Raw genomic sequence first — 14,220 nt, forward strand, 5'->3', positions numbered from 1 at the left:
CACTCTGTTTGAGAAATGCTTTCCCCAACTCGTGACTCTTGGTAACGGTAGAGTACCGCCCTTATTTACTACAGTTCAACAAGGGACTCCGAGGTGCATTTCAAAAGCTCGGTCTTAAAATCACTTTCAGCCGATGGTGATTCTCTCTAATTAAGCCTCTGCCTTTTACTTCTCCTCATCAACGTTCATATTTGTAGTATCACTATATTATATTTAATACGAAATGTGAAATGTTATGATTAAAGTTTTTCAAGAAGGGATTCCAGTCTCGTTTTAACCACTTGCTTCCCTAATAGATGAATCGCATTCGGAAGTTCTGGTCCATGAACTTGTCCTGTTGTTGCAACTCGTATTGGCATAAACAACTTTTTCCCTTTTTGTTTCGTTTCCTTTTGTGTCGCTTTGATTTCGGCTTTAATTCCTTCTGGTGTGAATTCTTCCATTTCGTCCAGTTTCGTTGCAAAAGTACGCAACACTTCCGGAACTTGTTCACCGCGCAATACTTCCATCGCTTCTTCTGAATAGTCAATTTGCTCTTTAAAGAACAATTCCGTTAGTTCAACAATTTCTGCACCATAACTTAATTGATCTTTATATAATCCAATCAATTCTTGCGCCCACTGTTGTTGTGATTCTTCCATCTGTTCTGGTAATTTCCCTGCATCAACCAAATGCGGTAGACTTAAGTTCACCACGTCTTCAAAGTCAGCTGCTTTTATATATTGGTTATTCATCCACTTTAATTTAGCCGGATCAAAGACTGCTGCAGAAGTAGATAAACGTTCAGGATCAAACATTTCAATAAATTGCTCTTTGGTAAATAGCTCTTCTTCTCCAACTGGAGACCAACCAAGTAGTGAGATGAAATTAAACAGTGCTTCTGGCAGGTAACCCAGGTTTTTGTACTGTTCAATAAACTGTATAATATGCTCATCTCGCTTACTCAATTTCTTACGGTCTTCATTTAAAATTAATGTCATATGTCCAAATTGTGGTGCTTCCCATCCAAACGCATCATAAACCATCATTTGTTTTGGTGTATTAGAGATATGTTCTTCCCCACGTAGAACATGAGAGATTTGCATTAGATGGTCATCAATTGCAACCGCAAAATTATAGGTTGGCACACCATTTTTCTTAACAATAACCCAGTCCCCAAAGTCACTAGATTCAAATGTAATATTATCACGAACAATATCTTTAAATGTATAGGTTTTATTTTCTGGCACACGAAAACGAATGCTTGGCTGACGTCCTTCTTGTTCAAATTGTTCAATTTGCTCATCAGTCAAATCACGATGCGCACCTGAGTATTTTGGCACTTGTCCTTTGGCACGTTGTTCTTCACGTTCTTGATCTAATTCTTCCTCTGTCATATAGCATTTATATGCAAGGCCTCTTTCAAGAAGTTCATCGATATATTTTTGGTAGATATCTAACCGTTCTGTTTGACGATAAGGACCGAAATCACCACCAACATCTGCTCCTTCATCCCAATCGATACCTAACCATTTTAAATAGTTAAGCTGGCTTTGCTCTCCACCTTCTACATTTCGTTTCTCATCTGTATCCTCAATTCGAATAATAAACTTACCACCAAGGTGACGAGCATATAAATAATTAAATAACGCTGTTCTCGCGTTTCCAATATGTAAATTTCCTGTTGGACTTGGCGCATAACGCACACGCACTGAATCAGTCATAATATATTTCTCCTTTCAACGTCCGTACTATTTTTTCTCTATTCTACCACTTTTTAAGTAAATTGTTGATTTTTTTCTAATAAAACAATTGCTTGCGCTGCAATTCCTTCTTTTCGTCCAGTGAAACCTAACTTTTCTGTTGTTGTTGCCTTAACATTAACTTGCTCTATGTCAACGTCCAATATGCGAGCAATATTCACTCTGATTTTTTCAATATATGGAGCCATTTTAGGTTGTTGGGCAATAACTGTACAATCAAGATTTCCCATGGTGTATCCTTTATCCCTTACTAGTTTCCATACATGAGCAAGAAGTTGCTGGGAATCTGCATCTTTAAAATTAGGATCTGTATCAGGAAAGTGCTTGCCAATATCCCCTTCAGCAACAGCCCCAAGGCACGCATCTGCTATTGTATGTAATAACACATCTGCATCCGAATGACCTAAAAGCCCTTTTTCATACGGTATTTCTATCCCACCGATGATACACGGACGATTGTCTGCAAATTGATGAACATCAAACCCCTGTCCTATTCGAAACATAGTACTACTCCTTTATCATACTTCTATAAAATTGTTTTTTGACATAAAAAACATATAATCCGACGTAACTTATATGTGAAATTAACCTTTTCCTGATTTAAATTGACAATATACCATCGCTTCGGTAGAATACTCCGCTTTCCATGGGCACGGCTTCAGCTAACTTGGTAAAGAAACCCACTTTACCAAGTGGATCTTCAGCTCGCGCTATTCCCATAGGAGTCTCCGTATTCTACCTACGCTGTTGGTGGTGTTCTGATTCACGTCAGATAAAATACCTATACCAATAGCTGAATCTGAGTGCATTGTTATCTAGAGAAAAGGAATTTTATGTACGTATATAAGGCAAAAAGCTATAAAATTACGATACACAGACCAGAACGAAGGAAATACACGGAGACTCCCGTGGGACTAGTGGCATCGGTGAGACCCCGCAGTGAGGTACGAATGAGGAGGCTCACCAGCCCCCCACAGGAAAGCGTAGTGTATTTCCGGAGCGGTAATTTAGCACTCACTTTATTAAGGATGTAAGGAAGTCAGTTACGTCGGATTTTCCTTCAACTACGAAGGTTTATAGGTAACAAAACTCACAAAAGGTATTCTATCTAATTCAATCCTGTAAAAAAGCTTGGGCTCGTTCTAGGTCTTCTGGTGTTGTTAATTTGATATTTTGATAACTACCTGGTACAATATCGACCTCCGCTCCTGTTCGCTCTATCAGTGATGCATCATCCGTTCCTATGAATTGCTCTTCCACCGCTAGTCGATGTGCTTCTAAAATAGCGTCAAAGCGAAATGCTTGCGGAGTTTGTGCAGCCCATAGTGTTTTTCGGTCTAACGTAGTTAATTGTGTACCGTGCTTTTGTTTAATTGTGTCGGTCACCGGAACCGCTAGCAATGCTGCATGTTTACGATTAGTCACTTCAGCCAGTTCATGTAAGTTTGCTTCACTTACAAACGGACGGGCACCATCATGAATAAAAACGATACGCTCATCTAATCCATGTAAGTATTTCAGACCGGCATACACACTTTCCTGTCTTTCCTTACCACCATTAACCATTTGGACAGGTGTGTTATAAGAATATCTTTCAACTAAATCCTTCATCTTTTGTCTTTCTTTAGGGTTAACTACAAGAACTATTGAATGGCACCAGCTATCACGATCAAAAACATCAAGTGTATGTAAGATCAAGGCTTTATTCTTAATCGTAATAAACTGCTTATTTTCCCCTGCCCCCATCCGCTTACCTAACCCCGCTGCCAATACGATTGCATTATAAGTTATCATAATTTATCAATCCTATGAGTATGTTATATTAAATAGGGCTTGTCCATCATAATCCCTATTTAAACTTACCTTATTATAATTAGATAAAACAAAAGCGATAACAGTACGTTATCACTTTTGTCACCATATATGTTATACCTTTTTTACAATGCTTTTTCAAGTAATTTTGGTTTTGCAAAGATCATTCGACCCGCTGACGTTTGTAATACACTAGTTATGAGGACTTCAATCGTTTTACCAATATAGTCTTTACCTTCTTCGACAACAATCATGGTACCATCATCCAGATAAGCCACACCTTGGTTTTGCTCTTTACCATCCTTAATGACATGAACAGTTAATTCCTCACCCGGTAATACAACAGGTTTTACTGCGTTAGCCAAGTCGTTAATATTCAAAACCTGCACATTTTGAAATTCACACACTTTATTCAAGTTAAAATCATTTGTCACAACAATACCATTAATCACTTTTGCTAGCTTGACTAACTTACTATCTACTTCTGCGATTTCTTCAAAGTCACCTTCATATATTTCTACATTGACAGGCAAGTCTTTTTGCATCCGATTTAAAACATCAAGCCCACGTCGACCTCGATTACGTTTTAAAACATCTGATGAATCCGCAATATGTTGCAACTCTTCTAATACAAATTGAGGGATGATGATTGTTCCTTCTAAAAAGTTCGTTTGACATATATCTGCAATTCTACCATCAATAATAACACTTGTATCTAATATTTTTACTTTCGGAGTGTCAACATTCTTTTCTTCTTCAGGCTCCATCGACTTTTTCTTTTCCTTTCTAGCTAGGGTAAGTAAGCCTAGAAATTCATCTCGCCGTTTAAATCCAACTTGAAAACCTAAATAACCTAGAAGGACAGTAAGGAAAATCGGAACCACCTGTGACACAACTTGAATATCGACCTCTTGGATTGGCTGATTAATAATATAGGCGATCACCAATCCAACAATAATCCCCAAACTGCCAAATAAAAGGTCAGCAACTGGTGCTTTAATCAATACCTCTTCCAACCACTGAATAAAATGAACGACATAGTCAACAAACCAAAATGTAATTAGAAATAAAATAATTGCCCCTAATATTAAACCTATATACGGTGACTTCAACCATGCTGAGCTAGAAATATTCATTAATCCTACTAAATCAGGTATATATAAATACCCTGCGGTACCACCTGCAATAACAATAAATAATTGCACAATTCTTTTTAGCACCACGTTCACCTCCTATTCGTCAGTATTTCCAATTTTACAAATATTAATCCTTTATTATAAAATCTTATTAATATAAAATAACACAGGCAATATGAACAGTCAATAATATAAACAATAAATTCTATCACAGTTAAAATACATAGTCAATTAATATTATGATTTAAATTAAATATGGCGATCTATTAAAACGAGTTCCTGAATTCGATTAAGCCCATCTTTAATCTTTTCTGCTCTTACTTCCCCCACTCCATTCACCTTTACAAGTTCCTGTGTAGAGGCTTTGACAATTTCGTTTAATATTTCAAATTCCTCCACAAGGTAATCAATAATGACAATTGGAAGACGAGGAATTTTATTCAATAAACGATAGCCTCTAGGGCAAATTGCTTCATCCATTTTGGCATTAATGGAATAACCGAGTAACTTCATAATCTTTAGATCATCCATTAATTCATCACGTGAAGCATCTTGTATTCTCTTTAATATCGCTTTCTCATCCTGTCGTTCATCTACTTGATAATCTCTAATTAAAAGGATTGCCTCCTCTTCAATGTTTGCTACCAACTCATTTAATTGGAGTTGAATTAAACGCCCCTCTGTCCCTAATTCATTCACATAACTAAGGATCTCTGCCTTAATTCTTAATACCATCTCGATTCGATGAATGACCTGTATCACTTCTTGAAGCGTTACTAACTCCTCAAATTCTAACGCACCTAAATTGGTTAATCCTTGATCTAAAACAATTTTATACTTTTCTAGTGTTTGCATGGCTTGATTTGCCTTCGTTAAAATAACTCCAATTTCTTTCAGTGCATAGCGAATATTACCTTTATAAAGCGTTATAACGTTTCGTCTTTCCGAAATTGCAATGACCAAATTACCGGTTTGCTTTGCCACTCGTTCTGCTGTACGGTGACGCATGCCAGTTTCTTTCGACATAATTTCTGGCTCTGGCATCAACTGAACATTAGCAAATAATATATTAGTACCTTCTTTGTTTAGTATAATAGCTCCATCCATTTTAGCCAGCTCGTATAAACTAGCAGGGGAAAAGGGGGAATGAATGGCAAACCCACCATCTACAATATCCTTCATTTTCTCATTGTTCCCCACAACAATTAGTCCGCCTGTTTTAGCACGAAGTACGTTATCAATTCCTGCTCGTATTGGTGTCCCCGGTGCTACAAACTTTAACATCTCACCAATGACAGCTTTTTTCTTGTCCTGCCATTCCATTTAACTTCCTCCTAATGTAGTCTTTAAAGCCTCATGAACGGTGTCCACACCAACAATTTCAATATTATCTGGCACTGTCCAACCATCCAGGTTTTTGTTTGGAATGATCGCTCTCTTAAAGCCTAATTTGGCCGCTTCTTGCACTCTTTGATCTATTCTAGATACTCTTCTTATTTCACCAGTAAGTCCAACTTCCCCAATTAACACATCTTCAGGTTTTGAAGGCTGGTCCCTAAAACTAGATGCAATACTAATCGCAATTGCCAAGTCAATCGCAGGTTCGTCTAGCTTCACACCTCCTGCAACCTTTACATAAGCATCCTGGTTTTGCAAGAGCAAACCTACTCTTTTCTCTAAAACCGCCATTAACAGAGGAACTCGATTATGGTCAATACCCGTTGCCATTCTCCGTGGGTTTCCATAACTTGTTGGGGAAATTAAAGACTGTATTTCTACTAATACCGGTCTGCTTCCCTCCATTGAAGCTACAACTGTCGATCCCGCTGCTCCTTGTGACCGCTCTTCTAAAAATATTTCCGAGGGATTAAATACTTCACGTAGCCCTTCTTCTTTCATCTCAAAAATACCCATCTCATTGGTGCTGCCGAATCTATTCTTGACTCCACGTACTATTCGAAATGTATGGTGCCTCTCTCCTTCAAAATATAATACAGCATCCACCATATGTTCCAGTAAACGTGGTCCTGCAATTGCTCCTTCCTTCGTTACATGACCAACAATAAAGATAGGGATATTGTTTTGTTTGGCGATACGCATCAGTTCACTTGTACATTCGCGCACTTGTGAGACACTACCAGGAGCACTAGATACTTCTTCCCTAAAAATTGTTTGGATCGAATCAATCACAACAAATGATGGATTTAATTGTTCAATTTGATTCGCTATATCTAATAAATTCGTTTCAGCTAATACATATAAGTTATTCGATGTAACACCGAGGCGATCAGCTCGGAGTTTTGTTTGCCTTGTTGATTCTTCACCAGATATATATAAAACTTTTAGCTTTTTCTCAGCCAATTGATTTGATACTTGTAACAAAAGTGTTGATTTTCCAATTCCAGGGTCGCCACCGATCAGTACTAATGATCCTGGCACAACTCCTCCACCTAACACTCGATCAAACTCAGTCATCTTTGTTGTTATTCTTGGTTCTTCTTGGGATTCAATTGATTTGATACTTTCAGGTTTCGATTTGGTATTATGTACAGGTGATACTATTGTATGCCTTGAAGACTGTTGTGATGCAACAATTTCTTCAACTAATGAATTCCAACTACCACAACCCGGACATTTCCCCATCCACTTTGGTGATTCATATCCACATTCTTGACAAACATACTTTGTTTTTCGTTTAGCCACTACCATGCTCCTAACTATATTTTATACGAAACAGATAACGTACAAGTTACAATTTTCTATCAAAAAAATTAAATAAAGTTTAATCCATCTATATACAAGATTCATAACAGATGGTTTGTTTTTATCATATAGGAAATTAAAACAAAAGTACAAACAACTGGTTAATGATAAAACAAACATTATCATCAGGTGAGGGAAAACTCACTATAGGTTTCCACTTCATCATGTGAAAAATTTTGTATAAACTATTTTCCAATAGCATAAAAAAAAATCGGAAGGCGAGACCTTCCGATTTTTAAGAACCTTACTTAGTGGATACTGTGAAGTTTTCGTCTTTGTCAATATCGATATTGACCTTTTGTCCTTTTTGAATGGTCTCTTTCAACAACTCTTCAGACAATAGATCTTCAACATTTTTTTGGATTGAACGGCGTAATGGTCTAGCACCATACTCCGGATCAAACCCTTCATTCGCAATTTTCTCAATTGCTTTATCTGACAAGTCGACATCAATTTCTTGTTCAATTAAACGTTTTTGTAATTGTTTCACCATGAGTGTAACAATTTCTTTCATGTGTCTTTTCTCTAGTGAATGGAATACAATTGTCTCATCAATTCGGTTTAAAAATTCTGGTCGGAATGCTTTTTTCAATTCATTAAGTACTTTGGATCGCATTTCTTTGTGATCACTTTCTTCATCATCTAAATTAAATCCAACATACTTATTACGTTTTAATTCGCTAGCACCGACGTTGGAAGTCATAATCAATACCGTGTTTCTAAAGTCGACTACACGACCTTTCGAATCGGTTAATCGGCCATCTTCTAGTACTTGAAGTAGAATATTAAATACTTCTGGATGGGCCTTTTCAACCTCATCAAGTAACACAACAGAATATGGTTTTCTACGAACCTTCTCTGTAAGCTGCCCACCTTCTTCATATCCGACATACCCTGGAGGTGAACCAACTAGACGGGACGTGGCGTGTTTTTCCATGTACTCTGACATATCAATTCGAATCATCGCATCCTCGTCACCAAACATTGCATCAGCCAGTGCACGAGCAAGTTCTGTTTTCCCTACACCTGTAGGTCCTAAGAAAATAAAGGAACCAATTGGACGTTTAGGGTCTTTTAACCCAGCTCTTGCACGACGGATCGCTTTCGAAACAGCTTTAACTGCTTCATCTTGACCAATAACTCGATCATGTAAAACAGATTCCATGTTTAATAGTCGATCACTTTCGTCTTTGGTCAATTTAGAAACTGGTACACCGGTCCAAGTTGAGACAATACTAGCTATGTCTTCAACCGTTACCTCAGAACTCTCTTGCCCTTGCTTTTCTTTCCACTCATCTTTTGTTTTTTCTAATTCTTCACGAAGACGTTGTTCACTATCTCTTAACGATGCTGCCTTTTCAAATTCTTGACTTTGAACAGCTGCATCTTTTTCTTTTCTTACTTCTTCCAGCTTCTGTTCTAATTCTTTTAAATTTGGCGGTGCAGTATAAGAACGTAAGCGTACTTTTGATGAAGCTTCATCAATTAAATCAATTGCTTTATCAGGTAAGAAACGATCGGTTATATAACGATCGGACAGATTAGCTGCTGCCTCGATTGCATCATCGGTAATCGATACACGGTGGTGTGCTTCATAGCGATCACGCAAACCTTGTAAAATTTGAATCGATTCATCTAATGTTGGTTCGTCGACTTGGATTGGTTGGAATCTTCGTTCAAGTGCTGCATCTTTTTCAATATATTTTCTATATTCATCTAGAGTTGTTGCCCCGATACACTGCAATTCACCACGTGCTAGTGAAGGTTTTAGAATATTGGATGCATCAATCGCACCTTCTGCACCACCTGCACCAATTAATGTGTGCAATTCATCAATAAACAAAATAATGTTACCTGCTTGGCGAATTTCTTCCATCACTTTTTTCAAACGATCTTCAAACTCACCGCGATATTTAGTACCTGCTACAACTGTTCCCATATCAAGCGTCATAACACGCTTGTCACGTAGTATTTCTGGAATTTCATTGTTGACTATTTGCTGGGCAAGACCTTCTGCAACTGCTGTTTTACCAACACCAGGCTCCCCAATTAGTACAGGATTATTTTTTGTACGACGACTTAGCACTTGGACAACACGTTCAATCTCTTGTTCTCTACCAATTACAGGATCAATATGGCCCTCTTTTGCAATCGCTGTAAGATCACGTGCTAGCGAATCAAGTGTCGGAGTGTTAGCAGCAGCTGTTTGTCCTCCACGTCCATGTTGTTGCCCTGAAGTAGATTCATTACTACCAAGAAGTTGTAAAACTTGTTGACGTGCTTTGTTTAAACTTACACCAAGGTTATTCAGAACTCGTGCCGCAACACCTTCTCCTTCACGGATTAATCCTAATAAGATGTGTTCTGTTCCAACATAGGAATGACCTAACTTCCGGGCTTCATCCATAGAAAGTTCAATCACCTTTTTTGCTCTGGGAGTATAATGGATCGTTTGTGACACTTTCTGACCTCTCCCAATTAATTTTTCAACCTCATCTTGAATTCTTTCTGTCTCTAACCCTAGTGAATGAAGTGCTTTAGCAGCAATCCCTTCTCCTTCACTCACTAAACCTAATAAAATATGTTCTGTCCCTATGTTATTATGTCCTAATCTCACTGCCTCTTCTTGAGAAAGTGCGAGTACCTTTTGTGCTCTCTCTGTAAAACGCCCAAACATCATTAGGCATTCCTCCTTACTATTATTTTTCTAAGTATAGTCGTTCTCGAATTAAAGAAGCTCTTAGTATATCTCTTCTCTGTGGAGATAGTGCCTCTTTTGCATAATGTTGCAGAAAACCTGGTTGGGTTAGTACCATTAATTCATTCAAAATTGTTTTTGAGATATGATCGATATAACCAATATCAATTCCAAGTCGTAAATCAGATAAACATGTTGCTGCCTCTTTAGATTCTATGATCCGACTCCGTTCCAGTATCCCATATGAACGAAAAATTCGGTCCTCTAAACGAAGTCCTGACTGATCCATTAGAAGCCTACGTGCCTTACGCTCTTGTTCAATAAGTTTTTGAACAACACTCTGTAAATCCACTACAATATCTTCTTCAGACCTTCCTAACGTTATTTGATTGGAAATTTGAAATATGTTTCCAACCGCTTCGCTTCCTTCACCATATATACCTCTTACCACTAAACCTAGTTGACTAATCGCTGGAATCATTCTATTTAGTTTTTGAGTAAGGGCCAAAGCTGGCAAATGCATCATCACAGAAGCTCGAAGACCAGTTCCTACATTGGTCGGACAACTTGTTAAATAACCTCTATCTTCATCAAACGCATAATTCACGTTTTCTTCCAACCAATCATCGAACTCAAACGCTTCATCTAATGCACGTTGTAGTTGAAAACCAGGAAAATAGAGTTGAATTCGAATGTGGTCTTCCTCATTAACCATTACGGATACTTGCTCACTCTCAGATATTAACACACCGCTATGAGTTGACTTATCGGCAAGATGTGGACTAATAAGATGTTTTTCAACCAACACCTGTTTTTCAACTGGTGTTAACTCATTTATTCCGACAAATTCTAGGTCATGATAGTTTTTAAAAGATTGATGGTGGTAAGTTTGCTTCATAAAAGTTAGGATCTTTTCTAAATCCTGATCATTTGCTATTAGTGGAAATGGAACCTTATCAAGATTTCTCGCCAATCTTATTCGACTACTCATTACGATATCACTATCAGGGCCATCTTCTTTCATCCATGGACTGATTGCTTCATTCATAAATTGTTGCAATGACATTAAGCCTCACCCTCTCCACCATGGTTAAGGTCTTTCTTTAATGATTTGATTTGATCACGAACTTTTGCAGCTTGTTCAAATTCTTCATTTTCAATTAGCTGTTGTAATTGTTTTCTATATTGATCTAGCTTTTTCCTTTGTTGAATTGTGCTTCCGATTCGTTTTGGTATTTTTCCATCGTGGGTTGTATTCCCACTATGGACTCTCCTAAAGATGGGATTTAAATGTGCCTCAAATGCATGGTAACACTCTGCACAACCAAACTTTCCTACACGAGTAAAATCATGATAAGTCATACCGCAATTTGGACATTTTAAAACTTGTTCTGTTGAAACTTGGTTTGCCTGTTGTCCCGTATGAATAGAAGAAGGTTCAAAATTGAATAATCCAGATAATAGATCATGTAACGAATATGCTTCTTCCTCATCGGAAACATAACCCTTTTCTTTTGCACATTGTTCACAAACATGAATCTCTGTTTTCGCTCCATTAACTACTTTTGTGAAATGTAATGTAGCGGAACGTTCCTTGCATTCTTGACAATCCATATGATTTCCCCCTTCCATACTTCTTTAATGTTTCAGTGCCTCTAACATTGCTGCCATAATTCTCGATCTCACTTCATCACGAAATGGCAAAGGGTATGCTAATGTATTTCTACTCAAGGCATTGACCATTATTTTGGCTTCCCGCTTAGTTATTAGCTCTTCCTCCAGCAGACGCTCTAATATATCGATAGCTTTTTGTTGTGTTACAACTGGTTGTATCATATCAATTACTTCATCAATTAATTTTGCTTTATCTTCATGGGTGATTTTTATAATACGTATATAGCCACCGCCCCCGCGTTTACTCTCTACTATATATCCTCTTTCCACAGTAAAGCGAGTATTAATCACATAATTTATTTGAGAAGGGACACATTCAAACTGAGCAGCAATCTCACTACGTTTAATTTCAATTGCATTCGTATTTGTTTCTTTCAGGATGTTTTTTAAATATGATTCAATAATATCAGATACATTACTCATTTTTGTCTACCCCTCATTTGACTTTGACTATCTTTGACTATACCTGTATTATACTTTATTTTTAAATCGATGCAAAATGAAATGTTTTCCTTAGCTATTCTTGACTGTTTATACTAAAAAAATCCCTACTAATAAAGCAGGAATTTATAAAGTTTTGTAGAATTTTGTAACTATTTATTCCCGATCACTCACTTGTCTCACATGCTCAACCTTCGATAATTCATCATATAATTTGTATTTATCTAATCTACTTGTATTTTCTAATCTAATAAACAAATTCCGGTCATCCCCTAATTCCTGTTCAATTTCAAATTTATTTATTTCATTATTATGTTGCTTAACCACAGAAAGTAAAGTTTCCATATCCAAATTCGGGCCTATCACCACTTGAAAGGAATGAACCTGCTTCCCTTTAAGAAAACGATTTTCTAAGTTATTTAAGAATACTAAGCTAAGTAAGATTACTAGTGTAGTAAAAACTGCTTCACTATACATACCAGCGCCAACGACCAACCCTAAACCAGCAACAGCCCATATCGATGCCGCCGTTGTTAATCCCCTTATTGTCATGCCGTTTACAATAATGGTACCCGCTCCCAAAAAACCAATACCACTGATGACATAAGAAGGTATACGCGCTGGATCAAATCGAACATTTTCATACTTTTCAATGTACGCTTCAAACCCATACAATGATAAAAGCATCATTAAACATGAACCAACACCCACTAATATATGTGTTCTAAAACCAGCTGACCGATTTTTTAATTCCCGTTCAAACCCGATCAGGCCTGATAACGCTAATGCAATAAATATACGACTTATCATTAATAAAAATTGATCATTAAAAACGTCATTAAAGATACCTGGCATGTCCACACTCCCAATAAACTATATTACTTCTCCTTTTATTAATTTGACCACAACCTATAAAAATCCTTTCTGCTTATGAAATTAGATCAAATTAGACAAAATAATATAAAATACCCAGTTAGAAGTTTTTACTATAGGTTTCCTATTCAACGTAATTAATGAACTATATCCTATAGTATTAGTATACATGTTCAGATATGATTTGTTTTTATTAATTACCTTGGCTGTTTTCAAAAAGTGACGAGGACATACTAGGTAGGAAGTCCGTTGTGATTTTACATACAGGCATTTAGGAAGTAGTTGCCGTGCTACCTAAAAAGGTGTAATGATTGTTTTGGAATCAGTAAGTATGAAACCAATTAAAACAATAACCTGACAACATACTAGAATCTCAAGGAAAAGGGTGATAGAGACCGGTTTGGAGCGGAAAAGCGGTCCCTCGTTCTGTTAAATGTCAAAGCTCCATGAGAATTTCTTTTTGAGAACAGATTGTTACAAAAATAACGTTGCAATCTATATTAACTTCGAAGATTGGCAAGCAACAAGCCTTCCTAAAAAACGCTTGTATTATGTTCGATAATGAAGAAAGAAAAAGTGAGAGGGGAAGAATTTACGACTCACTTCTAGTAGTGAGGTATGAACTGCATTCTAGCATTTCGTTGAGTTTAATCGAACTTTCGAACGCCAATTATAAATACCATCACAAAAAACCCTTGAGACCTAAATCTCAAGGGTTTTTTGAATTGCTTAGCGACGTCCTACTCTCACAGGGGCAAGGCCCCAACTACCATCGGCGCTGAAGAGCTTAACTTCTGTGTTCGGCATGGGAACAGGTGTGACCTCTTCGCTATTGCCACTAAACATGGATGTATTTAATTAAATATACACCTTCAAAACTAGATAAGAAATACTCAAGACAAACAAACATTAAAACAGTCTAACTTCGACTCCCAGGTCGTCTCCGCTTTCTATTATAGTTAAGTCCTCGATCTATTAGTATCCGTCAGCTGCACGTGTCACCACGCTTCCACCTCGGACCTATCAACCTCATCGTCTCTGAGGGATCTTACTCATTTAAAATGATGGGAAGTCTCATCTA

At 37.2% G+C, this 14,220-nt stretch carries 11 protein-coding genes, 2 rRNA genes and 1 other annotated feature (1 of these 14 only partly in view); all 13 genes read right to left on the minus strand.

The window, feature by feature from the left end; all coding sequences use genetic code 11:
• Window positions 1-191: a binding site (T-box leader), on the minus strand (it extends 25 nt beyond the left edge of the window).
• Between the two features lie 48 nt (window positions 192-239).
• A complete protein-coding gene (gene gltX / locus FCI53_RS16785; protein ID WP_138420199.1) occupies window positions 240-1,703 on the minus strand; it encodes a glutamate--tRNA ligase in 1,464 nt (487 codons plus the stop codon).
• A 53-nt stretch (window positions 1,704-1,756) separates the two neighbouring features.
• Window positions 1,757-2,245 (minus strand): 2-C-methyl-D-erythritol 2,4-cyclodiphosphate synthase, encoded by a 489-nt coding sequence (ispF, locus tag FCI53_RS16790; RefSeq protein WP_138420200.1) that lies wholly within the window; start codon window positions 2,243-2,245, stop codon window positions 1,757-1,759.
• A gap of 610 nt (window positions 2,246-2,855) precedes the next feature.
• Window positions 2,856-3,533: a 2-C-methyl-D-erythritol 4-phosphate cytidylyltransferase gene (ispD, locus tag FCI53_RS16795; RefSeq protein WP_138420211.1), complete on the minus strand. Its 678-nt coding sequence runs from the start codon at window positions 3,531-3,533 to the stop codon at window positions 2,856-2,858.
• Window positions 3,534-3,679: 146 nt separating this feature from the next.
• Complete coding sequence (locus FCI53_RS16800; protein ID WP_138420201.1) at window positions 3,680-4,774, minus strand: PIN/TRAM domain-containing protein; 1,095 nt, start codon at window positions 4,772-4,774, stop codon at window positions 3,680-3,682.
• 165 nt (window positions 4,775-4,939) lie between these two features.
• Window positions 4,940-6,013, minus strand: a complete 1,074-nt coding sequence (gene disA / locus FCI53_RS16805) for a DNA integrity scanning diadenylate cyclase DisA (protein WP_138420202.1) — start codon at window positions 6,011-6,013, stop codon at window positions 4,940-4,942.
• On the minus strand, window positions 6,014-7,393 hold the full coding sequence (gene radA / locus FCI53_RS16810) for a DNA repair protein RadA (protein ID WP_138420203.1): 1,380 nt from the start codon (window positions 7,391-7,393) through the stop codon (window positions 6,014-6,016).
• A 304-nt stretch (window positions 7,394-7,697) separates the two neighbouring features.
• Entirely contained in the window at window positions 7,698-10,133 is a 2,436-nt protein-coding gene (gene clpC / locus FCI53_RS16815) for an ATP-dependent protease ATP-binding subunit ClpC (protein ID WP_138420204.1), read from the minus strand.
• Window positions 10,134-10,152: 19 nt separating this feature from the next.
• Window positions 10,153-11,217, minus strand: a complete 1,065-nt coding sequence (gene mcsB / locus FCI53_RS16820; RefSeq protein WP_138420205.1) for a protein-arginine kinase McsB — start codon at window positions 11,215-11,217, stop codon at window positions 10,153-10,155.
• On the minus strand, window positions 11,217-11,765 hold the full coding sequence (mcsA, locus tag FCI53_RS16825; protein ID WP_138420206.1) for a protein-arginine kinase activator protein McsA: 549 nt from the start codon (window positions 11,763-11,765) through the stop codon (window positions 11,217-11,219). Before mcsA ends, mcsB begins: the two co-directional genes overlap by 1 nt.
• Before the next feature lie 24 nt (window positions 11,766-11,789).
• A complete protein-coding gene (locus FCI53_RS16830) occupies window positions 11,790-12,248 on the minus strand; it encodes a CtsR family transcriptional regulator (protein ID WP_138420207.1) in 459 nt (152 codons plus the stop codon).
• Window positions 12,249-12,422: 174 nt separating this feature from the next.
• A complete protein-coding gene (locus tag FCI53_RS16835) occupies window positions 12,423-13,121 on the minus strand; it encodes an MgtC/SapB family protein (RefSeq protein WP_138420208.1) in 699 nt (232 codons plus the stop codon).
• Between the two features lie 745 nt (window positions 13,122-13,866).
• Window positions 13,867-13,982: ribosomal RNA gene (gene rrf / locus FCI53_RS16840) — 5S ribosomal RNA — on the minus strand.
• 112 nt (window positions 13,983-14,094) lie between these two features.
• Window positions 14,095-14,220, minus strand: a 23S ribosomal RNA gene (locus FCI53_RS21705); the annotation flags it as partial.

The organism is Aquibacillus sediminis (genome assembly GCF_005870085.1).
In the GTDB taxonomy this organism is placed as follows: domain Bacteria; phylum Bacillota; class Bacilli; order Bacillales; family Amphibacillaceae; genus Aquibacillus_E; species Aquibacillus_E sediminis.

Bases quoted from the DNA above. Each gene is read 5' to 3' on its own strand.
- gltX (WP_138420199.1), bottom strand. From the start codon at position 1,703: ATGACTGATTCAGTGCGTGTGCGTTATGCGCCAAGTCCAACAGGAAAT.
- mcsA (WP_138420206.1), bottom strand. From the start codon at position 11,765: ATGGATTGTCAAGAATGCAAGGAACGTTCCGCTACATTACATTTCACA.
- FCI53_RS16835 (WP_138420208.1), bottom strand. From the start codon at position 13,121: ATGCCAGGTATCTTTAATGACGTTTTTAATGATCAATTTTTATTAATG.
- clpC (WP_138420204.1), bottom strand. From the start codon at position 10,133: ATGATGTTTGGGCGTTTTACAGAGAGAGCACAAAAGGTACTCGCACTT.
- ispF (WP_138420200.1), bottom strand. From the start codon at position 2,245: ATGTTTCGAATAGGACAGGGGTTTGATGTTCATCAATTTGCAGACAAT.
- disA (WP_138420202.1), bottom strand. From the start codon at position 6,013: ATGGAATGGCAGGACAAGAAAAAAGCTGTCATTGGTGAGATGTTAAAG.
- mcsB (WP_138420205.1), bottom strand. From the start codon at position 11,217: ATGTCATTGCAACAATTTATGAATGAAGCAATCAGTCCATGGATGAAA.
- FCI53_RS16830 (WP_138420207.1), bottom strand. From the start codon at position 12,248: ATGAGTAATGTATCTGATATTATTGAATCATATTTAAAAAACATCCTG.